This is a genomic window from Pseudomonas cremoricolorata, from assembly GCF_000759535.1.
GTDB classification, from domain to species: Bacteria; Pseudomonadota; Gammaproteobacteria; order Pseudomonadales; family Pseudomonadaceae; genus Aquipseudomonas; species Aquipseudomonas cremoricolorata_A.
In genome coordinates, this window is record NZ_CP009455.1 from 4,592,655 (window position 1) to 4,617,491 (window position 24,837).

The following is a 24,837-nucleotide window of genomic DNA, read 5'->3' on the forward strand; positions in this document are numbered from 1 at the left end:
CTCAGTACCTCACTGTGGAACGAAGTTGCACATGCTCGAGCAACTGTTCGTAGTTCAGGTCGTAGGGCAGCGGCAGGCTGATATAACTCCAGGTCAGAACGCTGGACATTTTATCGACAGCCGCCAGGACGATGTAGTCGCCGGTGTCGCCTGTGGGGTAAACGCCAGTGCCAGGATCCACGGCTTTACTGCCGACGATCGTGAACCACAATGTATTGGCCACAGGCACCTCGACTTCTCCGCCGGTCCAGGAGGCTACCCACAGGCTGAGCTTGAGTCCTGCACCCTGCTTCACCACCTTGATCGTCGCGGTGGGACTGTGCCAAGGCACGAGCAGGTCGATCCCGGCAGTGGCGCCATGACCGGTCACTTCCACGCGATCTCTCTGGATCAGCATGCTCGCCGTACCTGGAGCGCCTGGGGAATGCGGCGGCGCTTCATAGATACGCACGTCCATGTCCTGGGGAATACTGAGATCCGCATCCCGGCCATAAGGCTCGGCTGGGCGGATCTTGCCCTTGAAGCCGTCAGTGGTGCGCCATTGCAGCGCCGCATCCAACGCGCCGCCTACCAGCACGTGCCGGGGCGGATTGCTCGGAACAGTGGCGAAATTCACTGTTTGCAGGAATGGGAACACCGCGACACTCCTGGGCACGACTGTGACCAGGTTGTAGGCGACCTTGTCGCCCACCTTTGCACTGATCAGGACGCGCAGTGAAGTGCTTGATATTTGCGCGCTGGTCGGTGGAGTGTAGAGGCCATCCTCGATACTCCCCTTCTCACCCTGCCCCCCCGGCAGATGCTCGACGGCCCAGGTCGGCGTGCCCGTGGGCGCAGGCTTGAGCTCGAACGCCTGACGGCTGGAAGCGGCAATCGTCGGATTGAGCGGTTCGATGGCGAAAGCGGTCACTTTTGGTGCCAAGGTGCCCAACAGCGACAGGTCGCCAGGTGAGCGCACACTGTCAGGAGTCACGGCGTTATCGCTGCGGAACAGCAAACCATTGAGGCGCAGCACATCGATGGAAGGTCCGGTCTTTTCGATGGCTCCGGTGAAACTGTCGAATTTGCCCTGTATCTTCGTTTCAAGAACCGGCAACACCTGATCGGTGTAGAAATTCTGGAAGATGTGCCGAACGTCCGTGGTGTCGTCATTGCTCAAGGAGTGCTCCAGCTGGCTGGCGCCCGCCTGCAGCACTACACTGCCCGTCGGTCCCACAGCGAGCGTGTAGGCTTTCTTCAGCACGAAAGCGCTGCGATAACTGCGCGTGCCTTTGATGCCCAGTCCACTCCACTCGAATTCACACTCGACAGTGGCCGGCACCGTGCACCGCCACTCGAAGGCTATGGTGTCGTCGGCAAATCTGAAATGCGCCCAACTCAGCGCCGGGTCCGCTATCAGGCTGGTGCCAAGCAATTTACCCCAGTGGAAATAACCCTCGCCCGTGCGATGGACTTCGTCGAAGGTTTGCGCCAGATGACCAAAGTTCGCCTGGACCACGAACCCGCCTTGTTGTTCGTACTCCGGGGTGAGCCCGGCGAACTCCGGAATGGACTTGATCATCTTGACCAGCAGGTTCTTGACCCAGTGTTCATGCTTGATGATGATGTTTGCCGAGTATGCCTCGGGGCTGCTCGACGCGGTTTCAGGAAGCAAATAGGGCAAGTCTTTGTCGGCGGTCGGGAATCCGCCGCCGTTTTCGCCGTTGAAGGCAACGCCTACCAGCACCGCGCCCTCTTCCAGTTCCGCTGGATCCTCGCTGGCCAAGGTCACACCGGCCCGGGCCAGGGAGTGGGTGCGCACGGTGAACGAGGTGGGCTTGAACTCACCTTCCACAGGTTTTAGCGTGTTGAGCACCCAGACACGTTCTGCGGGGGGGCGTTTCTCGAATTCGCTGCGGATGGCATCGCCGACCTTGTCGTTCAAGTCCTTCCAGGGAGACACGACGAAGCTGTAGCCCGAACCATTGCTCAAATCCAGGGCCACCCGCCCCTCCCCGCTGATCGGGCCACTGCTTTCGGCGGTCAGCTTGATATTCATGTCCAGACGCGGCGCGGTCAGCGGGTCCAGGGTCGACAGGCCGGTCAACTCGACCTGAGAACTACCAGGCCGCTGACGCAAGGTCTTGATCTTGCCGCCAAGCATGGGAATGCTCAATTTGGCCGCCGACCCGCCAATGTTGGAATTGATGAACGACAAGAGCGGTGAACCGCTGGTGAGCTCGGACACATCGGTCCAACTGCCGGTTTCAGTTTCCTTGCGCACATTGACAGGTTTGATCCAGTCGCCTTCCTGGAAACGTGCAATGTATTCCTGCGCCAACAGACGGTTGGTTTTATAGCGGTCGTACACTAACAAAGCACCCCAACCATAAGTTCGCGGTTGCTGTTTCATGTATGTCAGGTATTGCGTAAACGTTGGTCTGGCCATGGACAAACACTCCGGTAATTATTGCATTGGCTTCGCCGTCATTGACCACCGTACACGCAGGCCACTGCGTGGCACGCTCATGGACGGTCCGACGAAAGCTGTTTAGATACGCGTCTTTTCAGCGAGACAGCGTCAACGTGCTGCTGCGCATTGGAGTAAAGTAATCACCGCCGTCATAACTCACACTGGCGCGCAGGGTGAAAGAAGTGCCAATGCTCAATTGCTCGAGCACGTGTTTCGATAATGTGGCCTTCACCCCAGTACTGACTTGTTCTGCCGTCACCTCCACACGGTCGCAGATAACGGCCTCCAGAGGTCCCTCGGCACTCACGCCGGACACAGACACCGTCAACAATTGACCCGGTGCTGCCAGGTACCAGGTACCCAGTGTCAGATCGGCGCCTGTGGCTGGCACTCTGGCGAGGGACAATACAGAACCGCTCGCCTGCAAACAGGTGATCTGCGGATACGCGCTGCTGGCGAAAGGTTTGATGCGCAGCCTGTAGGACGGCGAATCGACATGGTCGCCACGCGCAGTCAATCGATAGAACACATCGAAGCGCTTGCTTTCATCCCGGTCACCACGGCCTAGATTGGCCGCCACATACTGTGCGGGTATGAAGAAACGCAGCGGGTTATCCGGTCTGACCGGTGTTCTGGCTATGTAATGACCGTGTGGCGGCTTGCCCGCCCAATGCACCTCGAGGCTTTCGCCAGGCGCTAGCGTATCCGCAGGCACACTGATGTAGACCCCATCGACTGCGTTCAATGCAGTCAGAGTGCCCCAGGCGGGGGTCGAATCCGGCTGCGCGCCGCCGACATCCGGCACACGCAAAGTACGTGGCATGACCACATCGACCTGTAGCGCTTCGGCACTCAAGCTGGCGTTTTCACGTCCATACAGGTAAGACAGCCGAGCGCTGGTGCCGCTGCTCAACGTGAGCACCTCGGCGGGCAGCCTGAACAACACCGGCCCCGCCACCAGGGTGCTGGGATCGACGCGCAGCGGCAGGATCGTGTCGCTGGCAGCGCTGCGCCAACGCACCAGGATGCGATCAGACACTGTAATGTCCGGGTAAGTCGGTACCTGAATCGTCAGGCCGTCGCGGAACTTGGCGGGATCGAGCGGGGTTCCTTCGGCATGACCCACGATCGTCGGCTTGGGCAGGTACGGAGGAAGCGTTGCGCTGGAGTCGACCTCGAAACGCTGCTCTGGCGCGTCGAGCTCCACCCCGTCCGCGAACTTGATACGGTAGCCGGCGCGGACATAGCCCCCCTCAAGGTAGCTGAACCAATACTTGGGCACATCGACCGACAGCGACTGCCCTTGCATGTGAGCTTTGCTAACCACGATCACGTCGATTCGGTCGTCATCCTCGACCCCGTCCTCATCGTAACCCACTAGTTTGACGGTGATGGTGTCGCCGATTTGCATGGCTTGATAGGGCGCAACGACCAGCGTCACCCCGACATCAGGGAAGTCACTGCGCCGCAGAACCAAGTCGTGCGAGGGTAGCGCGTGAATCACCGACAATGCCTCACTCGGCGGCCGCGGACGAACACCGATGAAGCAAAACCTGCGCAGCGACTCGACTTGACCGTTCACGGTGTAGGAAAAGAATGCCCAACCACCGGCCGCGCTGCGAACGGCAGTATTGGTAATTTCGATGCGTTTGCCATCGGCCAGATCGGCCGGCACGATCGGTAACTCGGCACCAATATCATCGAACACCACGCCTTCAGGCGACGCGCCGACCCAGCGTGGGCGGACCAGGTTCCCCGGTTGCATGCCGGTGAACTTGATAACCGCGGTTAACGGCGAGCTTCCCAACTTTTCCAGATCGACTTCTGCCGCATCATTCAGGTCGGGAATGAGAGGTTTCTCATAATCGACCTTTGATAGTTCGTTCATTCTTGCATCCTCGAAGTTCGACACACGCTGGCTACGCCCCTATGCAAGTTGCAGGCCCATGGTGCATTCACAACGGCGCACCCGCTGCGTCATGACTTCAAGTTATAGGCGGCTGGTGGAACCGCAGACAACTGGCAGAATTGTCAGGTCGCTGCCCTTGCACGTACGACCACGAGGTAAATCGCGGCCAGCGGCCCACCTGATATATCTGCCAGGTGCGCCACAGCACCGCTTGCCCTAGCCTCGGTGACACTGCACATCTGTCAGTCAACGGCAAGTCGACAGGCACGTCGATCTCCTGACATGTCTGCACTTCACGCGTTTAACGAGCGCACTGCGCGAGGCCTACTCAATGACTCATTCAGCAACGCCACAGCAATCAGGCAGCATCATCATTAGCAATCCCGACGGCAAGTTCGTGTCGCTCAATATTCCAACCGACGGCTGGGGAAAGACCTACACGCTCACCGTCGGCAGTGGCGGGAACAAACTCGACAAGCCGCGAAAGATTCAAATGGACGATCTGCCCTCAGCGGCAACGGTCGTATTGACCGGCAAAGGCGGCTGGTCAATGACGCTAAAGACGACTCATCAACCGGCGAAGTTAAATAGTTACGACGTTCATTATTTCGTCAACAGTTATGCCAAGGAAGATTTTATCAAAGAGGGGTTGGGCCTGGAGGTGATCGATAAACAGGGATCGGCGCAGGCGGATTCACTCGACGTGGTCACGGTCAACGTTTCTCCCCGTGGCGGTACCCGCTGAAGCCCTCCCATTTCAATCGAACGCCCGAGGAACATCATCATGTCTCTGCATTCCAACGCTCTTAACTTCCTGGGTTTCATCAGCGGTAGCGTCGATCAACGTACGGGGCAGTTTTCCGTTGGCATTGAACTACCTCAGATGACAGCCAATATGCTCTGCGGCCCAGAACTACCCTTACAGCTGATGTTCAATCCCATGGATGAGAGCAACAGCGGTTTCGGTATTGGCTGGGCATTGCAACTTAGCCACTTTTCGCTCTCCAGCGGCATGCTTTCCCTGCACACGGGTGAACGATTTCGGGTAGCGGACAATGGTCCGGGACAGGCGGCCGCGATTGCCGAACGCAAACTGGAAAGCTTCCAGTTCAGCAACATCGGCGAGGGTGACAGACCACGCTGGCGGATTGCGCATAAAGCCGGCTTGATCGAGATTCTCGAACCCCAGGGCCCACAGCGCGAAGTGGCCATGCCAGTGAGGGTAATGGCGCCCTCGGGTCACGGCATCAACTTAGAGTACACCACGGTCGATAGTCAGCCACGCCTGTCCACGATCATCGACGACACCCACCGCACCCTGCTGAACATCGACTACAGCAGTAATGCCCGAGTCATGCTGGACCTCGATCCTGGCACATCCGTGGCCAAGCGGTTCATCTTCGAGCTGGACAATCAGGAATTGCGCAGGCTCGAGCTCCCAAGCGACGAAAAGCCCAGTTGGCATTTCAGCTACGCCCGGTTCGGCAATCTGCGCTATGTCACACGCCTGGCCAATCCGATTGGCGGGATCGAGACGCTGACTTACAACGAACACGGCCATCGCTTTCCCGGCGTCGCCAGGACTCTGCCCTACGTCATCGAGCATTTACGTCAGCCCGACCCGCTGGACCCTGCCACCCACATGAAATCGACCTATGCCTACAGCCAGAACAACTTTCTGGGTTACGGCACAGGTGTCCAATGGACAGACGATGGGCGCGACAATCTCTACAAGTTCACCGGCAGCAGCTACAACTACGACTCGACAGTCAGCCATTACCTGCAAGACCAGGTGCTGCGCACGGTCAAGTGCACCTATAACCGCTTCCATCTGTTGACCGAGAGCCTCACCACCCAACAAGGCTGCATCGAAACCGTCACCACCGAGTATCACGAAGTGCCGAATACGGCCTTCGATGACCAGCCGAGCTACTTCCAGTTACCTAAACGAATAACCAAGAGCAAAACCCTGTCCGGCGACTCGAGCAAGCGTCGCGATGAAACCTTGCAGATGACCTACGACACGGCGGGCAACCTGCTGGTGGAAACTCAGGCCAGCGGCATACGCCTGGTACGCGAGTATTACCCCAAGGAAGGAGGCGATGGCTGCCCGGCAGACCCCGAAGGTTTTCTGCGCAACCTCAAGAGCCTCACCGAGTACCCGGCGGCTCACTTGCCTGGCGCCCCGATCAAACGCACGCGGTACCGCTATGCGCTGCAAACCGCGCTGGCGCAGAGCACTGCCAGGGCGCTGCCCGGTGGCTGGCTGGCGATCAAGCAGGAAGACACCTGCGAGGTGACTGCAGGCAACGCTGTCTCGGACGGGCGCCAGCCAGGCGAATCGGAGGCCGAGGCAGAAACGCTCATGCGCAGGTCGGTGCATGCCTACCTCGACAAACCTGACACCCCGCGCCTTCACGGCCGCCCTGACTGCCAGCAGGTCAGCATCCACGGCCAGACGTCTACCACGCGCTTTCGCTACGACTTGACCGATGACCCCGAGGGCGCACCGACATGGCTGCGAACCCGGCAGACATTCAGCGGTGCAGGCGGTACCGCCGAGGCCACGATGGTCGAAATCCACTCGATCCACAGCGGTCAGGTGGTGCAAACCGAAGACCTCAATGGGGTGGTCACCCGTAGTCGTTATGACGCACTCAATCGCTTGCTCGAGCAGACCAGCTCGCCCGACGATGCACACTACAGGGCCAGCCGTGTCTATGCCTACCCGACGCTCACGGAAAACGGCCGTACCTATGCCTGCGAGCAGGTCACTGACGTCAAGAACGTCATCAGTCGCGTCATATACGATGGCCTCAACCGCGTGATCCGAGAGGAGCGACAGGATTGCTCAGGGTGCTCGAGGACGACCGCCGAATACCAGTACGACAGCATTGGACGCCTGGTCAGCGAAACTGCCTACGACTATCGCGCAGAGTCTGACGCAACCAGTCCAGCGCCCCAGGCTGATGTGACCCTGGTCACTCGCTATGCCTACGATGGCTGGGGCAACCGCTGCGAGGTGATCGGGCCGGATTTGGTCAAGTCGGTGACCGAAACGTCTCCCTTCGGCGACGGCGGTGATCTGATCACGCAGTGGACCGTCAGTCCAGCAACTGCAGGCCAGCAGCAGGCCGCTACAACAGCCCCTGACATTCGCCAGAACGTGCAGGTGACTCAGCTCAACGCCCTGAACAAGCCTGCCTATCAGTACCGCTTGATGGAGCAGGCCGGCAATGACTCGCATCAGGTCGGTCGCACGGATTTCGAGTACGACGGTCTGGGCCGTTGCATCAAAACCACCTTTACCTTCGCAACGATAGATAGCAAGGCCGTGGCGCGGGTCAACACCTACACCTATGACCTGTGGGGCCGGATGACGGCGACGCTGCGCCCGGACGGCACCGAGGTGCTGCGCACATTCGCGCCGCACAGTCTCAATGAACTGACGACACGGCTAGCGGTGCGCAGCCGCGGCAGCGAGCGTTGCGAAACGCTGAGCGAGCGCGTTTTTGACGGACTCGATCGCCTGCTCAAGGTCAAAGTTGGTCCGCGGGTAGAGGAATATCGCTACAAAGGCGGAACGTTGCTGGTCGATACCCGCACCTCCAGCAACAGCGCTCAGCCAGGCAAAGCCGCGCGCAAGCGTGTGCTGAAATATACCTACGAACCTCGACTCACTCCGCTACCGACCCAGGTCAAGGCAAGTTTCGTCGACGGCGAGGTGGTCAGTGCAGACCTAGAGTCCAATTTCGACTTCGCTGCGGACACCGGCGTCATCGTCAGCGCCGGCAACAGCAACGGTGCGCGTGCCTATGGCTATACCGATCAGGGGTATCTGGCCAGCGAAACCTGGGAGGTGGATGGCACCGAGCAGCACAGCACCGAGTACCGTCACTCACTGCAAGGGCGCATGTACTACCGCAAGTACTCGGACAGCCCGATTGCCTGCGAATACGCCTACGACAGTATTGGACGGGTCACGGCCATCAGCCAGGGCGCGTTACGCAGTGTGTTGACCTACAACGATGACGGCCTGTTGCATACCACCTGCACTACCGACACCGACGGCGGCCGCGAGGCGCTGTGTACGCAGCTGTACGACGCGCTGGGACGTGAAGTGCAACGCACGCTCAGTGTCGACGGCCAGCACCGACAAGTGCTCGACTTCACCTGGCATGACAACGACACCCTGCACACCCGAACGCTGCAGCGTGACGGCAAGCGGTTGCGCATGGAGACCTTCACCTACGATGAACTCGATCGCTTGGTGGAACACGACTGTCAGGGCGAGTTGCTGCCCTGCAACGCCAAAGGCCGTGCGATCAGCAACCAACTGTTCCGTTTCGACGACCAGAACAACATCACACGCTGCCAGACCCGCTTTGCCGACGGCAACTCCGACAGGGCCGACTTTACCTACGCCACCGATGGCAGTTTCCAACTGTTGAAGGTGACTCATCGCCTACTCGAGGATTACCCTGCCGAACAGACGTTCAACTACGACGACTACGGCAACCTGCTCACCGATGACCAGGGTCGGGCGCTGGAGTACGACAGCTTCGGACGCTTGCAACGTGTCACCGAAGCCGACGGCGCAGCGCTCGCCGAGTATCGGTACGACGGTCATGATCAACTGGTGGGTGCTGTGCATGCAGGGGGCCGTCAGGTTCACCGACGCTATCTGGGCCACCGCCTGGACTGCACCCGAGAGGGTGACGTGCTGACCCACTACTTGTACGGGGCTGGCAGACCACTTGGCATCCAGCGAGCGGGCAATGCCGCCGCCACGCAACTGCTGCTGACGGACCCGTCCGGCAGCGTGATCGGCGAATGCGACCGCCAAGGCGTTCGCGATGCCCAGTACAGCGCCTACGGCGAGCGCGCCGAGGACGATGGATTGCATGGCCTGCTGGCGTTCAACGGCGAAGCGCGCGAAGAGGCCATCGGCTGGTACCTGCTGGGCAGCGGCTACCGCGCCTACAACCCCGCGCTGATGCGCTTCCATAGCCCCGATTCGATGAACCCTGAAGACGCGGGCATCAACCCTTATGCCTATGCCCTGGGCAACCCTGTCAACTGGCATGACCCGACCGGCCACCGAGCGGAAGGCGTCTACGACCGCGACCCGCCGGAGCTGATCGATCAGCCCGAAAAGCCCAAGACACCCTGGAGTGCCTGGATAAGCGTGGGCATAGGCGTCGCGATGTTCGTGGCTGCGGCAGTGACGATGCCATGGGCGGCACCGGCTACCATCGGCTTGACGGCGGCCTATATCAAGGGTGTGGTAGGCGTGGTCGCCCTGGGCGCTTCGGCCGTCACTGGCGCGATAGCGGTCATGGTTGGACAGGACAACATCGAGCTTTCCAACACCATGAGCGGCATTAGCTACGTCCTGTCGTTCGCCGGCGGTTTTTTGGCGTACTCGGGCGCGTCGGCGAGCAAGGCGGCTGTCAAGGCGGCTGTCAAGGCGGCGCAGATAGCGAAATCCAACGTGCTTTCCAATGCCCAGATCGCCACCAATCTAAAGAACCTGATGGGAGCCACAACGAGCGTTCGCTTTCCACAGAGCCCGGCAGTCAGTCGAGCGGCATCGGTCGTCAGCAGCCCCCGCACTTCTATCGCCATGACTCCTCAAGTCTCTCCGGCATCGTCCAGGTCACCGTCAGTTTCCGCAGGATCCAGCCCACGCGGCTCTCAGGTCTTCCGGGAGGTTGAAGCCTCGATTCACAGTGCCTCTTCGAGCTTGAACGGTTCCATGTCGGATGTCTCGGCCGGGTCAGCGTCCGCCTTGGGAGGGAATTCATCTTCTGCGCCAGTCCCACCCCAAACAATCTCGCAACCGAGTGCATCCGGCACTCCGACGCCTCCGAGCCACGGGCTAATAAACTTAACTCTGGTGGGCCCAGGAGGGAAAGCTTTCAAGGACCTCACAGGCGACTTCAGACGACTCTAGTCCACCCCTCCTAGACCTCGAATCATCACCGCCCGCTGCCCAGCAGCGGGCTTTCTTGCAATCTCCACCCTGTCGATTCCGACACCCCGCACTACAGACTCTTCCTACATTCTCCGTCCCCTCAGGCCCCTACCCTAGCGGCCTTGAATCCGACGTTTCCGCTGGCTCTCGCCGCCGCGTGCGTCAATGCCCATCAGGCTCCAGCCATGCGTTGCCGATCCTGCCCGCGCGGTCGATCGACAGTGCAGCTCAGGACACTGCCAATGCTCCAGCTCGACCCTCTCAGGCCCCCGCCGTTGTGTGCGCGCTTCGCTCTCCTGCCGCCGTTGCTCAGCGGTTATTTGCTCTTGACCGTCTCCAGCCCGGCACTGGCCGAAACCGCGAAACCGCAGTTCGAAGCCGGTTTCATGCGTCAGCCACCTGGTCAGGCAGCGGATGCCGGTGTCCTGGCACTACAGGCGCTGGCGCCCCACACGCCATTGCAACCGGGGCGCTACCGGGTCGCGGTATGGGTCAACCACACGCCCATCGAAGAGCAATCCATCGTGTTTCACCTGGCCCCCGGCGGTGATGCCCTGCAGGCCTGCCTGACCGGCGAACTGCTGCGTAGCCTCGATCTACGTGAGCAAGCCCTGGAAGCGCCACTGCCCAATGATGAAAGCTGCGTCGACCTGGCTGAGCGGGTTCCACAGGCGCACGTCGACTTCGACTCTGCGCAACTGCGTCTTTCGCTGTCGATACCGCAGATCGCCCTGAGCCAGGATCGCCGTGGCAGCGTGCCCGAGCACCGGTGGGACTCAGGCATCAATGCCGCGTTTGTCAACTACCAGGCCTCGACCCAGCACAGTCGCAGAAGCGATGGCCGCAGCGAACGCAGCCAGGACCTTTACCTCAATACCGGGCTGAACCTCGGGGGTTGGCGTTTGCGTAGCAATCAGACTTATCGCGAGAATCCGCTCGGCGAGCGCCAATGGACCCGCAACGACACCTACGCCCAGCGTGATCTGCCCGGACTGCGCGCCAACCTCACCGTGGGTGAAACCTTCACCGGCAGCGAGATGTTTCGTGGCTTCGCTTTTTCCGGCGTGCGTCTGGCCTCGGATCAGGACATGCTTTCCGATGCCCAGCAGCAGTACGCTCCGGTGATCCGCGGCGTGGCTCAGACCCGCGCCAAGATCGAAGTGCTACGCAATGGTTATCCGATCTACTCAACCTACGTGGCACCCGGCCCCTATGCCCTGGATGACCTCAGTGTCGGCTCTGGGCATGGCGAACTCGAAGTCGTCATCACTGAAAGCGACGGCCAGGTCAGCCGCTTCACGCAACCCTACTCCTCATTGGGCAGCCTGCTGCGCGACGGCGTGTGGCGCTACAGCGCGACCGCTGGCCGCTACAACGGTGCCGAGGAGCTCGACAGCCCGGCATTCTGGCAAGGGACGTTGGCCCGAGGTGGCGTCTGGAACAGCACGCTGTATGGCGGTGTGCTGTCGAGTGACTACTATCGCGCGGGTGTGGCGGGAGTCGCCCGTGACTTCGGTGAATTCGGCGCACTATCGATCGACGTGACCCGCGCTAGCAGTGATTTGGGTGGCGCGCTCGGACAGGTCCAGGGGCATAGCTACGCCGTGCGCTACAGCAAAAGTTTCCAGAGCGGTACCAACCTGCGTTTCGCCGGCTACCGCTACTCTACGCAAGGCTATCGGGATTTTCAGGAAGCCATTCAGCAACGCCATTTCGATACGCGCTATCCGGGCAACCGCCGCAGTCGGCTGGAAGTGTCGGCATACCAGACGTTCGCCCAGAGCAGTTCGCTGAGCCTGACCCTGTCCCAGGAAGACTACTGGACCAGCGGCTACCAGCGCCGTCAGTACCAGTTGCAATACAGCACCCGAATCGGCGAGGTGGGCGTCAACCTGTTCGCCTCTCAGTCCCTCAGCAGCCGCTACACCGACAACCGCCTGCTTGGCTTGAGTCTGAGCTTTCCGCTGGAGTTCGGCCGCCCACACCGGGCCGCCTTCGATGTACAGCGTACCAACGGCCAGTACAGCGAACGTGCCAGCTTGCAAGGTGCGGCTCTGGACAATCGCCTGAGCTATCAGACCTCACTGGCCAACGACGCCAGCCAACGCAAATCCGCCGCGGTATCGCTGGCCTTCCAGAGTGGCCAAGCCAACTATGGCGTCGGCTATAGCGCAGGCAGCGGCTACCGGAACCTGTCGCTCAATACCAGCGGTGCAATGGTGCTGCATGCCCAAGGCGTCACGTTCGGCAATTATCTGGGGGAAACCATGGCGCTGCTGCACGTTCCCGATGTCGAGGGCATCGGGTTACAGAATGCGACTTCGTCGCGTAGCGACGCTGAAGGTTTCCTGCTGATTCCACACCTGCGTCCTTATCGGATCAATCCAGTGGCACTCGACACCGACGACCTGTCGCCCGAGATCGTCATCGACAATACCAGTCAGCAGTTGGTGCCACGCCGAGGCGCCGTGGTGATGAGCCGCTTCGATACACGGCATGTGTTGCGCATGGTCCTGACCCTGCTTCAACCCGATGGCCGGCCATTGCCCTTCGGCGCGCAAGTCAGCGATGAACACGAGCAAATTCTGGGCGTGGTCGGCCAGGCTGGGCAAACCCTGCTGGCCAGCAGCCAGCCAGGTCTTCAGCGGCTGCAAGTGCGATGGGGGGTGGCTGGCTCGCAGACCTGCCACGTCACCCTCGACCCCAGCTTGATGCCTGAAGACAGCGGGTATCGCATTCAGACATTCGAATGCTCGCCAGAGCGCGCGCACGATGACCTGTCAACTTCTACCACTGATTCTGAAGGCCCCCGCCCATGACCCGCTTGTGTCGCCGCCGTGTACGACCCACTGCTAACCTGATTTCTCTGCTGATGCTGCTCTTGGCCTCGACTGTGGTACAGGCCGAATGCAGGTGGTGGCCCGGCAAACCCACCTACATGACCTTCCAGCGCGACATGGGCTCGTTCTGGGTAGCGCGTAACGCCCCGGTAGGTACGGTTTTCGGCAAAGCCTCGCTGTACTCCGCGAACGTGGAAGGCTCGGAACTGACCTGCTTTTACAGCGCCACCGATCCAGTCACCGCACGACTGCCTAACAGCGCCCCGATATTCGCCGGCTACATCCCTCCGATCGATGGCAAGCCGGTCGATGGCCGGATACTGCAGACCAATGTACCAGGGGTAGGTGTGTACATAAACCTGGGCTACCCCTATGAAGGCACTGCGACCAACAACTTCACACCGGACGACGGCACGGCCATTCCTTATACGGGCGTGATGACGCAAAATACCGCCATCGGTATGCCGTTGGAGCATATGTTCGGCGAGTTATCGTTCGTCAAGATCGGCGAGATCGCTGCCGGCCCGCAGCGCGTCCAGGGGGAAATGTTCCACGGTATCTACCACACCGTGGGCAAGGCCATGGATTACTCGATCTCGGCGACGATCAATCGCGCCCAGTGCTCCGTGCTGGGTAATCCCGTGAGCGCCGACCCGGTACAACTTGGCGATCACAAGACCGACGAGTTTACCCATGTCGGTGCAACGACAGCCGACGTGCCCTTCCATATCACCCTGAGCGATTGCGCAGACGACAGCACCCCGGGTGCCACTCGAGCGAACGTACATGTCTATCTCGAAGGGGGCGTGAACGGCTCGACCCCTATCGACGCCAGTCAAGGCCTGTTCAGCCTCAGCAGCAGTTCTACTGCCAGCGGTCTGGGCATTCAGATATTGCGCAGTGATGGCACGCCGATTCCGTTGCTTTCCCATGAACGGGTGACGTCCATTGAATTAGGCACGACGCGCCTGGATTTTCGTGCCCGCTACTATCAAACCGATGCAAAAGTCACCCCTGGCGTGGCTGAAGGCGCTTTGAAGTTCACTGTCACTTACCGCTGAAGGCCATGTCTGCCCGGCCTCCAAGTGCCGGGCGGCTCGCCCCAAGTGCTCGACAGTAGAAATGCCCACAACGCAAAAAGGGACCCGGAGGTCCCTTTTACGTGCTGCTATCTGGAGCGGGAAACGAGACTCGAACTCGCGACCCCGACCTTGGCAAGGTCGTGCTCTACCAACTGAGCTATTCCCGCAATGTGAAGCTTTACCGCTGTTGGCGTGAAGCGCCTTGACGACCTTCACCACCACTGCACCGCATAGACGCCACAGTTTTTTAAACTGGAGCGGGAAACGAGACTCGAACTCGCGACCCCGACCTTGGCAAGGTCGTGCTCTACCAACTGAGCTATTCCCGCAAATGGCGTCCCCTAGGGGACTCGAACCCCTGTTACCGCCGTGAAAGGGCGGTGTCCTAGGCCACTAGACGAAGGGGACACACGACACTGTTCAGTACAAGACTTTCAGTGCACCAGACCTGAACCTCGCGATTCAACCTGGATTTTCTTTTCCTGCCCCGCCGCGAAGCGTTGCCGGAGAAACTGGAGCGGGAAACGAGACTCGAACTCGCGACCCCGACCTTGGCAAGGTCGTGCTCTACCAACTGAGCTATTCCCGCAATGGCGTCCCCTAGGGGACTCGAACCCCTGTTACCGCCGTGAAAGGGCGGTGTCCTAGGCCACTAGACGAAGGGGACACGCTGCAAGCATTTTCATGCTGCTTTCACTACCTGAAGCGTTTCGCTGTGTGCTTTACGCTGCAAGTGGCGCGCATTCTAGGGACGCCTATGTAAGTCGTCAACACCTTTGTAGAAATTTATTTAAATCAATGACTTCCCGCTCGCCGTCAGGCCGAGCGGCCGGCAGTCGAAACACTGGCGTTGCTTTTCTGACGACGGCTCGGCAAGCTCATGCCATTGCGCCATACCTGGCCCATGGCTCTTCTCCTATATAGAGGCATTCGCGGTGACCCCACTTCTGATCACCCTGCTCATCGTCGCCGGGATCGCCCTGCTGATTGTCATCGGCTACCTCAACAACGTGGTCGAAAACACCAAGGTCGAGCGCACCCGGGCCAAGGTCGAGCTGGGCGACCGCCTGCGCCGCTGCGAAGACATCAACGAAACGTTCCCCGGCCAACTGATGAGCACGCCGCTCAAACTCCTGCTCACCCGGCTGGAACTGAACCTCAATCAGCGACTGCTCGCCGTGGAGCGCAACAACGCCCAGTGGCAGGCGCGCATCAAGGAACTGCAGGCGCTGATCGACAAGGGCGAAGACATACCGATCAACAACCCCCCTGCCCCGATCCTCACCGAAACCAAGGCCAAGGACGTGCGCTTCGTGCTCGAAGTGCTGCACAACCAAGTGGTGCGCGCCACCGCCGAGGGTTTTTTGCAGAATATCGAGGGCAAGCACTGGGCCAAGGAAATCCGCCACATCCTGGTGCTGCTGCACATCGAGTTCTTCAACAACCTCGGCCAGCGCGCCCTGCAGCAGCAACAGCCCGGCCAGGCACGCCTGGCATTCGAGCGCGGTGTGCAGTACCTGCGCAAGCAGGCCGAACCGAAACTCTATGAAGAGCAGCGCGTGTACCTGGAAAAACTGCTGGCGCGGGCCGACGCCCAGGTACTGGACCAGATGGAGCCGGCAGCGGACGAGGAAAATCAGCTCACCGAAGGTCTGAAGACCGACGACGAAGAAACCTGGAAGAAAAAAGCGATGTATGACTGATTCACCAAGGCCCGGTCGGCAGCGACCGGGCCTTGTGCTTTCAACAGTCGGTCAATGCCAGGAAAAGACTGGCCAGACGCTCCAAACCGGCCTGATCGGCCTCGCTGAAGCGGCCGATGCGCGGGCTGTCCAGGTCCAGCACGCCAACCAGGCGGCCATCCTTGAGCAACGGGATCACCAGTTCACTGTTCGACGCGCTGTCGCAGGCGATGTGCCCGGGAAATGCGTGGACGTCCTCGACCCGCTGCGTCTGCCGGGTGGCTGCAGCAGCGCCACAGACACCGCGGTCGAAGGGAATGCGCACACACGCCACCTGGCCCTGGAACGGCCCGAGCACCAGCTCTTCGTTGCGGTTCAGGTAGAACCCGGCCCAGTTCAGGTCCTCGAGCTGGTGATAGAGAAACGCGGAAAACTGCGCGGCATTGGCGATGAAGTCACGTTCATCGGCAAACAGCGCCTGCACCTGCGCGGCCAGCAAATCATAGCCATCGAGGCCGGCGCCGCTGGCATTCAAGTCGATCATTGATTCTGCTCCAACAATTGCAGCCCGACCCAGTAGCGGGCGAACTGGTAGGCACATCGGCCATTACGGTTGCCGCGCCCGGTGGCCCAGCGCACGGCGAGAATATCCAGCGCGTCATCGCGCTGCCAGGAAAGGCCGGCCTGGGTCGCCAGCTGGCTGATCCAGTGCTCGACCACCTCCAGGTAATGCTCCTGGGTGAACGGATAGAACGACAGCCACAGGCCGAAGCGGTCAGACAGCGCGATCTTGTCTTCCACCGCCTCGCTGGGGTGCAGCTCACCGTCGACCCGCTTCCAGTTTTCGTTGTCGCTCAGTTGTTCCGGCACCAGATGGCGGCGGTTGGAAGTGGCGTACAACAGTACGTTGTCCGGGGCCTGCTCCAGCGAGCCATCTAGCACACTTTTCAGCACCCGGTAATCGCCCTCGCCGGCCTCGAAGGAAAGGTCGTCGCAAAACAGCACGAAGCGCTGCGGCAAGCTGTGCAGCAGCTCGACCACTCTTGGCAGGTCGGCCAGGTGGTCGCGCTCGATCTCGATCAGGCGCAGGCCCGCTGCAGCGTGCTCGGCGAGCAAGGCGCGCACCAGCGACGACTTGCCAGTGCCACGCGAGCCCCACAGCAACGCATGGTTGGCCGGCAGACCGGCGATGAACTGTTCGGTGTTGCGGCCCAGTTGCTGGCACTGTTTGTCGACGCCGATCAGGTCGGACAGGCGCATGTCCAGGCTCACCTGCAACGGCTGCAAATAGCCGCTGCGACCGTCGCGCTGCCAGCGTGCGGCCAGTGTGGTATGCCAGTCGAGCGCGGGGCGCAGGGCTGGCAGCAACGGTTCGAGGCGGGTCAGTAGCGAATCGGCACGTTCGAGAAAGGCGGTCAGGCGGGGGTCCATGATGGCTCCTATGGTGTTAGACGACGCAACGGCACGCGCGGCAGACGTTCGTGGCACAGTGCGGCTGGGCGCGCATAGCGTAGCGTTGGTTGACCCACGCGAGCCGCATTGCGGCTACCATCGCAGTCACAGGCGCAACCCCATCCACCTGCTCGGGGCCTATGGATATCAAGTTCACCAACCGCCTCTCCTACAAACAGGCCCGGCTCACCGTGCTGGTGGGCTTCGTGCTGGGCACCCTGCTCAGCCTGGTGCAGATCGGCGTCGATTATGCCAGCGAAGACGCGGCCATCAACCGTGAACTGCAAACACTGCTGCAAATCAGCCACGACACCGCTTCGCGCATCGCCTACAACATCGACGCCGAGCTGGGCGAGGAACTGACCGGCGGGCTGCTGCGCGCGCCGGCGATCATCCGCGCGCGGCTGGTCGATAACAATGGCACGGTGCTCGCCGACAGCCAACGCACGCCCATGCAGAGTGGTTACCGGCCGCTGTCGGACTTTCTGTTCGGTGAGCAGCGCCAGTTCCAGGATCGCCTGTTCCTCGCGCAGATGCCCGATGACTACCTGGGCACGTTGTACCTGGACGTCGACACCTATGCCTTCACCAGCCGCTTTCTGGAGCGTGCCGGGCTTACTCTGCTCAGTGGCTTCGCCCGTACCCTGGTGCTCACCGGCATTCTGCTGACGCTGTTCTACCTGATGCTGACCAAACCGCTGGTGACCGTCATCAGCGCCCTGAGCAGCGGCCGGCAAAACCGCGTGGACTGCCCGCCCGGCCATGAGCGCGACGAAATCGGCGTACTGGTGAAGGTGGCCAACCAGCAATTCGTCAGCATGGCCACCGAAATCCAACAGCGTCGCCACGCCGAAAACCGCCTGACCCAATACCTCAATGAACTGGAAGATGTGATCTCGGCGCGCACCGAGGCGCTCAAGGCCAGCAACGATCGTCTCAGTCAGTCCAACCACGAGCTGCAGATCGCTCGCGCCCAGGCCTTGGACATGGCCCAGGCACGCTCGGCGTTCCTGGCCAACATGAGCCACGAGATCCGCACGCCGCTCAATGGCCTGCTGGGCATGATCGCCCTGACCCTGGACACGCCCCTGGCCACCGAGCAGCGCCAGCAGCTGTCGATTGCCCATGATTCGGGCAAGGTGCTGGTGGCGCTGCTCAACGATATTCTCGATCTGTCCAAGTTCGATGCCGGGCAATTGCAACTGGAACGGATCGCTTTCGACCTCGGTGGCCTGGTGGAGGACACCGCCAGCTTGCTGTCGCAGAATGCCGCGGCGAGTGTCGAGCTGACCTGCCTGATCGCCCCTGACCTGCCAGCGCTGGTGCTGGGTGATCCGACCCGGGTGCGGCAGATCGTCAGCAATCTGCTGTCCAATGCGCTCAAGTTCACCCGCTTTGGCCGAGTCGATGTGAGTGTCGTGCCCATCGTCGGTGGCGTGCGCGTGGTGGTGCGCGACACCGGTATCGGGATCGCCGAGGACGCCCAGGCGCGAATCTTCCAGCCTTTCACCCAGGCCGGGGCCGGCATCACCCGGCAATATGGCGGTACCGGCCTGGGCTTGGCGCTGACGCGCAACCTGTGCACCGCCATGCAAGGGCAATTGCGCGTACGTTCTCAGGTGGGCTTCGGCAGCCAGTTCAGCACCGACCTGCCGCTGCTGGCGCACGGGCCCGCGCCGGCGATGCCCGCACTGCGGGGGCGGGTCGATGCCATCAGCCGGGCCGGCAGCGGCCTGAGCGAGTTGTTGCAGACACTGCTGCCGGCCTGGGGCCTGGCCTATCAACGACACGACAGCGTCGAGCAGCTCGATGTCAGCACGCTGCATGTGCTGATCACCGACGACCTGCCCACCGTCGAGACGCTGCGCCCGCTGTGCTCGGCGGTCATCGTGCTGGTAACGGCGTACGGCCGCTTCGTATCCATCGAGCAGTCCACCGCCCTGGCGCCGCTGCAGCAGTTGGCGCGTCCGCTGTCCAGGCACAAGCTGCATGAAACCCTGCAGCGTGTCTTGCAGGGCGCCGGTCGCGAGCCTGGGTCAGTACCGCCCCGCGAAGCGTTGCCCTTGCACCACGGGCGAATCCTGCTGGTGGAGGACAACCCGGTCAACCAACTGGTGGCACGCGGTATGTTGAGCAAGCTCGGCTACCCCGTGGAAGTGGCCGCCAATGGCCTGGAAGCACTGGAGCTGTTGCAACGAGAGGCCTTCGACCTGGTGCTGATGGACTGCAACATGCCAGTGATGGATGGCTACCAGGCGGCGCGAACCATCCGTCAGCGCGGCAACTGGCCTGGCTTGCCGATCATTGCCCTGACCGCCAACGCCATGCCCGAAGAGCGCGAGCGCTGCCGCGCCGCAGGCATGGACGATTACCTGGCCAAGCCGTTTCGCCGCGAGCAGTTGCTGGCGCTACTGGAACGCTGGTTGCCAATCAGCGATTGAGCAACCTTTCGATGTCCGCTTGCAGTGCCTGCGGCTTGGTCGCCGGGGCGTAGCGGGTGATCTGACCGCTCTGCGGATCGACCAGGAACTTGGTGAAGTTCCACTTGATGCGCTCGCTGCCCAGCAGGCCCGGCGCGCGTTTTTTCAGCTCGCGGAACAACGCGTGGGTCAGCTCACCGTTGACCTCGACTTTGCGAAACAGCGGGAAACTGACGCCGAAATTGCGCTCGCAGAACTGCGCGATTTCAAGCGTATCGCCCGGCTCCTGCTTGCCGAACTGATTGCACGGGAAGCCAAGCACCACCAGACCTTGGCCACGGTACTGCTGCCACAGTTGCTCCAGGCCCTTGTACTGCGGGGTAAAGCCGCACTGGCTCGCGGTGTTCACCACCAGCAACGCCTTGCCGGCAAAATCCGCCAGGCGCTTGTGCTCGCCGCCCAGGGTCAGGCAAGAAATCTCCAGCAGCGGGTCAGTCATGGCGGGCCTGCGCAGGCTCGAAGTTCAGGCACACCGAGTTGATGCAGTAGCGCAATCCGGTGGGCGCCGGGCCATCCGGGAAGACATGCCCCAAGTGCGCATCGCAGCGGGCGCAGGTGACCTCGGTACGGATCATGCCGTGGGAGGTGTCGCGGATTTCGATCATCGCTGCGTCATCGATCGGCGCGCTGAAGCTCGGCCAGCCACAGCCGGCGTCGAACTTGGTGGCAGCGTCGAACAGCGGCAGGTCGCAGCAGATGCAGCGATAGACACCGGGGCGGGTTTCACCGTTGTACTTGCCGGTGAAGGGCCGTTCGGTGCCCTTGAGTCGACACACCTGGTACTGCGCCGGATCGAGCATCTCACGCCACTGTTCCAGGGATTTTTCAAACTTTTCCATAGGTAACCTCGGCAGGCGAATTTCACCGTGCGCCGGCTTTCTTTCTGGCGCCGGTGACACGTATATTAGTGGGCTTATCTTGCCAGCCAGTCTGGCATGCGCCCCGTCCTTCTCCAATCCTCGAGCGTGGCGCGCAGCGACTTCTCAACCGGGATCACATCATGCAGTTCAGCAAATCGAACAAGCTCGCCAATGTCTGCTACGACATTCGCGGCCCAGTGCTCAAGCACGCCAAGCGCCTGGAAGAGGAAGGTCATCGCATCCTCAAGCTGAACATCGGCAACCCGGCGCCGTTTGGCTTCGAGGCGCCGGACGAAATCCTTCAGGATGTCATCCGCAACCTGCCCACCGCCCAGGGCTACAGCGACTCCAAAGGCCTGTTCAGCGCACGCAAGGCCGTCATGCAGTACTGCCAGCAGAAGCAGATCGACGGTGTCGGCATCGAGGACATCTACCTGGGCAACGGCGTGTCCGAGCTGATCGTCATGTCCATGCAGGCACTGCTCAACAATGGCGATGAGGTGCTGATTCCGGCCCCCGACTACCCGCTGTGGACCGCGGCAGTCAGCCTGGCTGGCGGCAAACCCGTGCACTATTTGTGCGACGAGCAGGCCGATTGGTTCCCTGACCTGGACGACATCAAGGCCAAGATCACCCCCGACACCAAGGCGCTGGTGATCATCAACCCCAACAACCCTACGGGCGCTGTGTATTCCCGTGAGCTGTTGCTGGGCATGCTGGAGCTGGCCCGGCAGTACAACCTGGTGGTGTTCTCCGACGAGATCTACGACAAGATCCTCTACGACGAAGCCGTGCACATCAGCACCGCAGCGCTAGCCCCCGACCTGCTGTGCCTGACCTTCAACGGCCTGTCGAAGTCGTACCGCATCGCCGGGTTCCGTTCCGGCTGGCTGATCATTTCCGGTCCCAAGCACAACGCGCAGAGCTACATCGAAGGCATCGACATGCTCGCCAACATGCGCCTGTGCGCCAACGTGCCGGCGCAGCACGCGATCCAGACGGCGCTGGGCGGCTACCAGAGCATCAACGACCTGATCCTGCCCCCGGGCCGCCTGCTCGAACAGCGCAATCGCGCCTATGAGCTGCTCAACGACATCCCCGGGGTCAGCTGCGTGAAACCGATGGGCGCGCTGTACGCCTTCCCGCGCATCGACCCTAAGGTCTGCCCGATTTACAACGACGAGCGCTTCGCCCTCGACCTGCTGCTGTCGGAAAAGCTGCTGATCGTGCAAGGCACCGCCTTCAACTGGCCATGGCCGGATCACTTCCGCGTGGTGACCCTGCCGCGGGTGGACGATCTGGAACAGGCGATCGGCCGCATCGGCAATTTCCTGCGCGGGTATTCGCAGTAAGTCTGCTGGCAGGTGCGTTCCCACGGCAGTTGATCTGCTCGTGGGAACGCCGGCTCCATGCACCTACGACACTCGGTAACACTTCTTACATCCTGCAACGCTCTATCCCACGAGCCGGATGATTTCCTCTGGCATACTCCGCCTACACAGTTTGAAATAGTCCGTCGGTTGAATCCCGCCGCCCTCCCCCTTATATACCCCCGCAGAACGCCACTCTTTCATCCGTCAGGAGATCGTCACAACCATGATGCGCATCTTGCTGTTTGTAGCCACCAACCTCGCGGTGGTGCTGGTTGCAAGCATTACCCTTAGCCTGTTCGGCTTCAACGGGTTCATGGCCGCCAATGGGGTCGATCTCGACCTGGGCAGCCTGCTGATTTTCTGCGCTGTGTTCGGGTTTGCCGGCTCCCTCGTATCGCTGTTCATATCCAAGTGGATGGCGAAGATGAGCACCGGCACCCAGATCATCACCCAGCCACGCACTCGTCACGAGCAGTGGCTGTTGCAGACCGTCGAAGAACTGGCCCGCGAAGCCGGTATCAAAATGCCCGAGGTCGGTATCTTCCCGGCCTATGAAGCCAACGCCTTCGCCACCGGCTGGAACCGCAACGACGCCCTGGTGGCCGTCTCCCAAGGCCTGCTCGAGCGTTTCTCGCCCGATGAAGTCAAGGCGGTGCTGGCCCACGAGATCGGCCACGTCGCCAACGGCGACATGGTTACCCTGGCGCTGGTCCAGGGCGTGGTGAACACCTTCGTGATGTTCTTCGCCCGCATCATCGGCAACTTCGTCGATCGGGTGATCTTCAAGAACGAAGAAGGCCGCGGCATCGCCTATTACGTGGCGACCATCGTCGCCGAACTGGTGTTGGGCATTCTCGCCAGCATGATCGTCATGTGGTTCTCGCGTCGCCGCGAGTACCGCGCCGACGAAGCCGGCGCGCACCTGGCCGGCACCGGCGCCATGATCAATGCCCTGCAGCGCTTGCGCTCGGAGCAAGGCATGCCGGTGCACATGCCCGACACCCTCAAGGCGTTCGCCATCAACGGCGGCCTGAAAGACGGCCTGGCCGGCCTGCTGATGAGCCACCCGCCGCTGGAAGACCGTATCGACGCCCTGCGCCGCCGCGGTTGATCGAGCAGCAGACACACAACAGGGCGACTTCGGTCGCCCTGTTGCGTTCAAGCCCCCTTACCGGCTCAGCCGATACACCCGCTCGCGCAGGCTGCTGACCCCCGCCGCAACGAAACGCGGGCTGTCCTGGCGGATGTCGCAGCGCTCGACTTCGCTGACCTGCCAATCCTTCAGCCCACGCTGCACTTCTTCTGCGCCAACGCTGAAGGGCGGCCCGTCGATCAACGCCTGATCGTATTCCAAAGTGACCAACAGGCCCTGGCACGGCGACGGCAGCAGCTCGCTCAGTTGAGCCAGGTAACGCTCACGCATGGCCCGCGGCAGGGCGATGAGTGCGGCACGGTCATACAGCGCCGAGCAGTCCTGCACCTGCGAAGCGGTCAGGGCGAAGAAATCGCCACACCATACCTGCAGGGCGCCGTCGTGCCAGACCTCGAACTCACCCTCCCGGGTGATCTGCGGGGTCAGCCCATGCTCGCTGAACAGCGCCGCCACGGCCTCGCGCGACAGCTCGATGCCCAGCACGCGATACCCCTGCCGCAGCAGCCAGAGCAGGTCGAGACTCTTGCCACACAGTGGCACCAGCACGCGCGCCCCGGCCTGTAGCCCAAGGCTCGGCCAATGGCGTTGCAGGTAGCCGTTCACCTGCGGCTGGTGGAAGCCGATCTGCTGCGCTGCCCAACGCTGGTGCCAGAATGCAGGCTCCATGATTCCTCCAGTTTTTTCGATGATTGAGGCGCAAAACTTATATTGGATTCCGATCGGTACGTGATCGAACATGCCCATCATGTTAACTCCAGGAGCCGCCGTCATGCTGCCCAGCCTGTTCATCTCCCATGGCTCACCCATGCTTGCCTTGCAACCCGGTGCGAGCGGACCCGCGCTGGCTACGCTGGCAGAGGCATTGCCACGCCCACGCGCCATCGTGCTGGTGTCTGCTCACTGGGAAAGCCGCGACCTCTTGCTCACCAGCGGCGTCCAGCCGCGCACCTGGCACGACTTTTCCGGATTTGGGCCGGCATTGTATCGGGTCGAGTACCCCGCGCCCGGCAATCCCGCTCTGGCGCAACAGATCGCCGTGCGCCTGTGCCAGGCCGGTTTGCCCGCCGAACTCGATGAGCGTCGGCCTTTCGACCACGGCGCCTGGGTGCCGCTGTCACTGATGTACCCGCAGGCCGACATCCCGCTGATCCAGCTGTCGCTGCCAAGCCACCTGGGCCCGGCCCAGCAGTTGCGCATCGGCGCGGCACTCGCCGAACTGCGCGCAGAGGGCGTACTGCTGATTGGCTCGGGCAGCATCACCCACAACCTCGGCGAGTTGAATTGGCAGGCCGGGCCCGAGGTCATCGAGCCGTGGGCCAAAGCCTTTCGCGACTGGGTGGTAGAGCGCTTGCAGCAAGGCGATCAGCAGGCCCTGCTCGACTACCGTCAGCACGCGCCCTACGCCGTGCGCAACCACCCCAGCGACGAGCACCTGCTGCCGTTGTTCTTCGCCCTGGCGGCGGGCGGCGAGTTTGCCCAGGTGCACCACGGCTTCACTCTCGGCGCGCTGGGCATGGACATCTACCGTTTTGGCTGAGCGCAGTGGTAAACGCCAGGCAAAAAAAATCCCCGACATC

The 24,837-nt window shown here is 61.4% G+C and carries 16 protein-coding genes and 5 tRNA genes; 9 read left to right on the forward strand and 12 right to left on the reverse strand.

Annotation, left to right across the window (positions count from 1 at the left end):
- Nucleotide 1 precedes the first annotated feature (1 nt).
- The gene (locus tag LK03_RS20700) at nucleotides 2-2,428 is read right to left on the reverse strand and encodes a hypothetical protein (protein WP_038414394.1); all 2,427 of its coding nucleotides are present in this window, start codon (nucleotides 2,426-2,428) and stop codon (nucleotides 2-4) included.
- 118 nt (nucleotides 2,429-2,546) lie between these two features.
- Nucleotides 2,547-4,340 (reverse strand): hypothetical protein, encoded by a 1,794-nt coding sequence (locus LK03_RS20705; RefSeq protein ID WP_038414395.1) that lies wholly within the window; start codon nucleotides 4,338-4,340, stop codon nucleotides 2,547-2,549.
- Between the two features lie 352 nt (nucleotides 4,341-4,692).
- Between LK03_RS20705 and LK03_RS20710 the strand changes: the two genes are divergently transcribed.
- The 4 genes from LK03_RS20710 (at nucleotide 4,693) to LK03_RS20725 (ending at nucleotide 14,239) form a co-directional block, all read left to right on the forward strand.
- Nucleotides 4,693-5,106 carry a hypothetical protein gene (locus LK03_RS20710; protein WP_038414396.1) on the forward strand — a complete coding sequence of 138 codons (414 nt, stop codon included), beginning with the start codon at nucleotides 4,693-4,695 and terminating at the stop codon, nucleotides 5,104-5,106.
- A gap of 195 nt (nucleotides 5,107-5,301) precedes the next feature.
- The gene (locus LK03_RS20715) at nucleotides 5,302-10,317 is read left to right on the forward strand and encodes an RHS repeat domain-containing protein (RefSeq protein ID WP_167334509.1); all 5,016 of its coding nucleotides are present in this window, start codon (nucleotides 5,302-5,304) and stop codon (nucleotides 10,315-10,317) included.
- A gap of 263 nt (nucleotides 10,318-10,580) precedes the next feature.
- On the forward strand, nucleotides 10,581-13,157 hold the full coding sequence (locus tag LK03_RS20720) for a fimbria/pilus outer membrane usher protein (RefSeq protein WP_049870585.1): 2,577 nt from the start codon (nucleotides 10,581-10,583) through the stop codon (nucleotides 13,155-13,157).
- The gene (locus LK03_RS20725; RefSeq protein ID WP_038414397.1) at nucleotides 13,154-14,239 is read left to right on the forward strand and encodes a fimbrial protein; all 1,086 of its coding nucleotides are present in this window, start codon (nucleotides 13,154-13,156) and stop codon (nucleotides 14,237-14,239) included. The genes LK03_RS20720 and LK03_RS20725 overlap by 4 nt, the downstream gene beginning before the upstream one ends.
- A 112-nt stretch (nucleotides 14,240-14,351) precedes the next feature.
- Here LK03_RS20725 and LK03_RS20730 read toward each other — a convergent pair.
- From LK03_RS20730 to LK03_RS20750, 5 genes are all read right to left on the reverse strand, one after another.
- Nucleotides 14,352-14,427, reverse strand: a tRNA-Gly gene (locus LK03_RS20730).
- 86 nt (nucleotides 14,428-14,513) lie between these two features.
- Nucleotides 14,514-14,589: transfer RNA gene (locus LK03_RS20735), tRNA-Gly, on the reverse strand.
- Between the two features lie 3 nt (nucleotides 14,590-14,592).
- A tRNA-Glu gene (locus LK03_RS20740) sits at nucleotides 14,593-14,668 on the reverse strand.
- A 105-nt stretch (nucleotides 14,669-14,773) separates the two neighbouring features.
- Nucleotides 14,774-14,849, reverse strand: a tRNA-Gly gene (locus tag LK03_RS20745).
- Between the two features lie 2 nt (nucleotides 14,850-14,851).
- Nucleotides 14,852-14,927, reverse strand: a tRNA-Glu gene (locus LK03_RS20750).
- A gap of 268 nt (nucleotides 14,928-15,195) precedes the next feature.
- On the opposite strand from LK03_RS20750, the gene LK03_RS20755 reads away from it, so the two are divergent.
- Nucleotides 15,196-15,963 carry a hypothetical protein gene (locus LK03_RS20755; protein ID WP_038414398.1) on the forward strand — a complete coding sequence of 256 codons (768 nt, stop codon included), beginning with the start codon at nucleotides 15,196-15,198 and terminating at the stop codon, nucleotides 15,961-15,963.
- Nucleotides 15,964-16,003: 40 nt separating this feature from the next.
- Here LK03_RS20755 and LK03_RS20760 read toward each other — a convergent pair whose 3' ends face one another.
- The gene (locus LK03_RS20760; protein ID WP_038414400.1) at nucleotides 16,004-16,486 is read right to left on the reverse strand and encodes a GAF domain-containing protein; all 483 of its coding nucleotides are present in this window, start codon (nucleotides 16,484-16,486) and stop codon (nucleotides 16,004-16,006) included.
- Complete coding sequence (locus tag LK03_RS20765; RefSeq protein WP_038414402.1) at nucleotides 16,483-17,373, reverse strand: ATP-binding protein; 891 nt, start codon at nucleotides 17,371-17,373, stop codon at nucleotides 16,483-16,485. The genes LK03_RS20760 and LK03_RS20765 overlap by 4 nt, the downstream gene beginning before the upstream one ends.
- Before the next feature lie 161 nt (nucleotides 17,374-17,534).
- Here LK03_RS20765 and LK03_RS20770 point away from each other — a divergent pair, with 161 nt between their 5' ends.
- Nucleotides 17,535-19,835 carry a response regulator gene (locus LK03_RS20770; protein WP_049870586.1) on the forward strand — a complete coding sequence of 767 codons (2,301 nt, stop codon included), beginning with the start codon at nucleotides 17,535-17,537 and terminating at the stop codon, nucleotides 19,833-19,835.
- Here the strand turns inward: LK03_RS20770 and LK03_RS20775 are convergent.
- Nucleotides 19,825-20,313 carry a glutathione peroxidase gene (locus LK03_RS20775; protein WP_038414403.1) on the reverse strand — a complete coding sequence of 163 codons (489 nt, stop codon included), beginning with the start codon at nucleotides 20,311-20,313 and terminating at the stop codon, nucleotides 19,825-19,827. The two genes, LK03_RS20770 and LK03_RS20775, sit on opposite strands and share 11 nt — an antisense overlap.
- Complete coding sequence (gene msrB, locus LK03_RS20780; RefSeq protein WP_038414404.1) at nucleotides 20,306-20,713, reverse strand: peptide-methionine (R)-S-oxide reductase MsrB; 408 nt, start codon at nucleotides 20,711-20,713, stop codon at nucleotides 20,306-20,308. The genes LK03_RS20775 and msrB overlap by 8 nt, the downstream gene beginning before the upstream one ends.
- A 161-nt stretch (nucleotides 20,714-20,874) precedes the next feature.
- On the opposite strand from msrB, the gene LK03_RS20785 reads away from it, so the two are divergent.
- Both LK03_RS20785 and htpX read left to right on the forward strand, forming a co-directional pair.
- Complete coding sequence (locus tag LK03_RS20785; protein ID WP_038414405.1) at nucleotides 20,875-22,086, forward strand: pyridoxal phosphate-dependent aminotransferase; 1,212 nt, start codon at nucleotides 20,875-20,877, stop codon at nucleotides 22,084-22,086.
- A gap of 244 nt (nucleotides 22,087-22,330) precedes the next feature.
- The gene (htpX, locus tag LK03_RS20790; protein WP_038414406.1) at nucleotides 22,331-23,218 is read left to right on the forward strand and encodes a protease HtpX; all 888 of its coding nucleotides are present in this window, start codon (nucleotides 22,331-22,333) and stop codon (nucleotides 23,216-23,218) included.
- A gap of 57 nt (nucleotides 23,219-23,275) precedes the next feature.
- Here htpX and LK03_RS20795 read toward each other — a convergent pair whose 3' ends face one another.
- Nucleotides 23,276-23,926 carry a thiopurine S-methyltransferase gene (locus tag LK03_RS20795; protein WP_038414407.1) on the reverse strand — a complete coding sequence of 217 codons (651 nt, stop codon included), beginning with the start codon at nucleotides 23,924-23,926 and terminating at the stop codon, nucleotides 23,276-23,278.
- A gap of 103 nt (nucleotides 23,927-24,029) precedes the next feature.
- On the opposite strand from LK03_RS20795, the gene LK03_RS20800 reads away from it, so the two are divergent.
- The gene (locus LK03_RS20800) at nucleotides 24,030-24,797 is read left to right on the forward strand and encodes a DODA-type extradiol aromatic ring-opening family dioxygenase (protein ID WP_038414410.1); all 768 of its coding nucleotides are present in this window, start codon (nucleotides 24,030-24,032) and stop codon (nucleotides 24,795-24,797) included.
- Nucleotides 24,798-24,837: the final 40 nt, after the last annotated feature.

Coding starts and splice junctions, on each gene's coding strand:
- LK03_RS20785 (WP_038414405.1), top strand. CDS start 20,875: ATGCAGTTCAGCAAATCGAACAAGCTCGCCAATGTCTGCTACGACATT.
- LK03_RS20770 (WP_049870586.1), top strand. CDS start 17,535: ATGGATATCAAGTTCACCAACCGCCTCTCCTACAAACAGGCCCGGCTC.
- LK03_RS20700 (WP_038414394.1), bottom strand. CDS start 2,428: ATGGCCAGACCAACGTTTACGCAATACCTGACATACATGAAACAGCAA.
- LK03_RS20795 (WP_038414407.1), bottom strand. CDS start 23,926: ATGGAGCCTGCATTCTGGCACCAGCGTTGGGCAGCGCAGCAGATCGGC.
- msrB (WP_038414404.1), bottom strand. CDS start 20,713: ATGGAAAAGTTTGAAAAATCCCTGGAACAGTGGCGTGAGATGCTCGAT.
- LK03_RS20760 (WP_038414400.1), bottom strand. CDS start 16,486: ATGATCGACTTGAATGCCAGCGGCGCCGGCCTCGATGGCTATGATTTG.
- LK03_RS20710 (WP_038414396.1), top strand. CDS start 4,693: ATGACTCATTCAGCAACGCCACAGCAATCAGGCAGCATCATCATTAGC.
- LK03_RS20705 (WP_038414395.1), bottom strand. CDS start 4,340: ATGAACGAACTATCAAAGGTCGATTATGAGAAACCTCTCATTCCCGAC.
- htpX (WP_038414406.1), top strand. CDS start 22,331: ATGATGCGCATCTTGCTGTTTGTAGCCACCAACCTCGCGGTGGTGCTG.
- LK03_RS20720 (WP_049870585.1), top strand. CDS start 10,581: ATGCTCCAGCTCGACCCTCTCAGGCCCCCGCCGTTGTGTGCGCGCTTC.
- LK03_RS20725 (WP_038414397.1), top strand. CDS start 13,154: ATGACCCGCTTGTGTCGCCGCCGTGTACGACCCACTGCTAACCTGATT.
- LK03_RS20715 (WP_167334509.1), top strand. CDS start 5,302: ATGGATGAGAGCAACAGCGGTTTCGGTATTGGCTGGGCATTGCAACTT.
- LK03_RS20800 (WP_038414410.1), top strand. CDS start 24,030: ATGCTGCCCAGCCTGTTCATCTCCCATGGCTCACCCATGCTTGCCTTG.
- LK03_RS20775 (WP_038414403.1), bottom strand. CDS start 20,313: ATGACTGACCCGCTGCTGGAGATTTCTTGCCTGACCCTGGGCGGCGAG.
- LK03_RS20765 (WP_038414402.1), bottom strand. CDS start 17,373: ATGGACCCCCGCCTGACCGCCTTTCTCGAACGTGCCGATTCGCTACTG.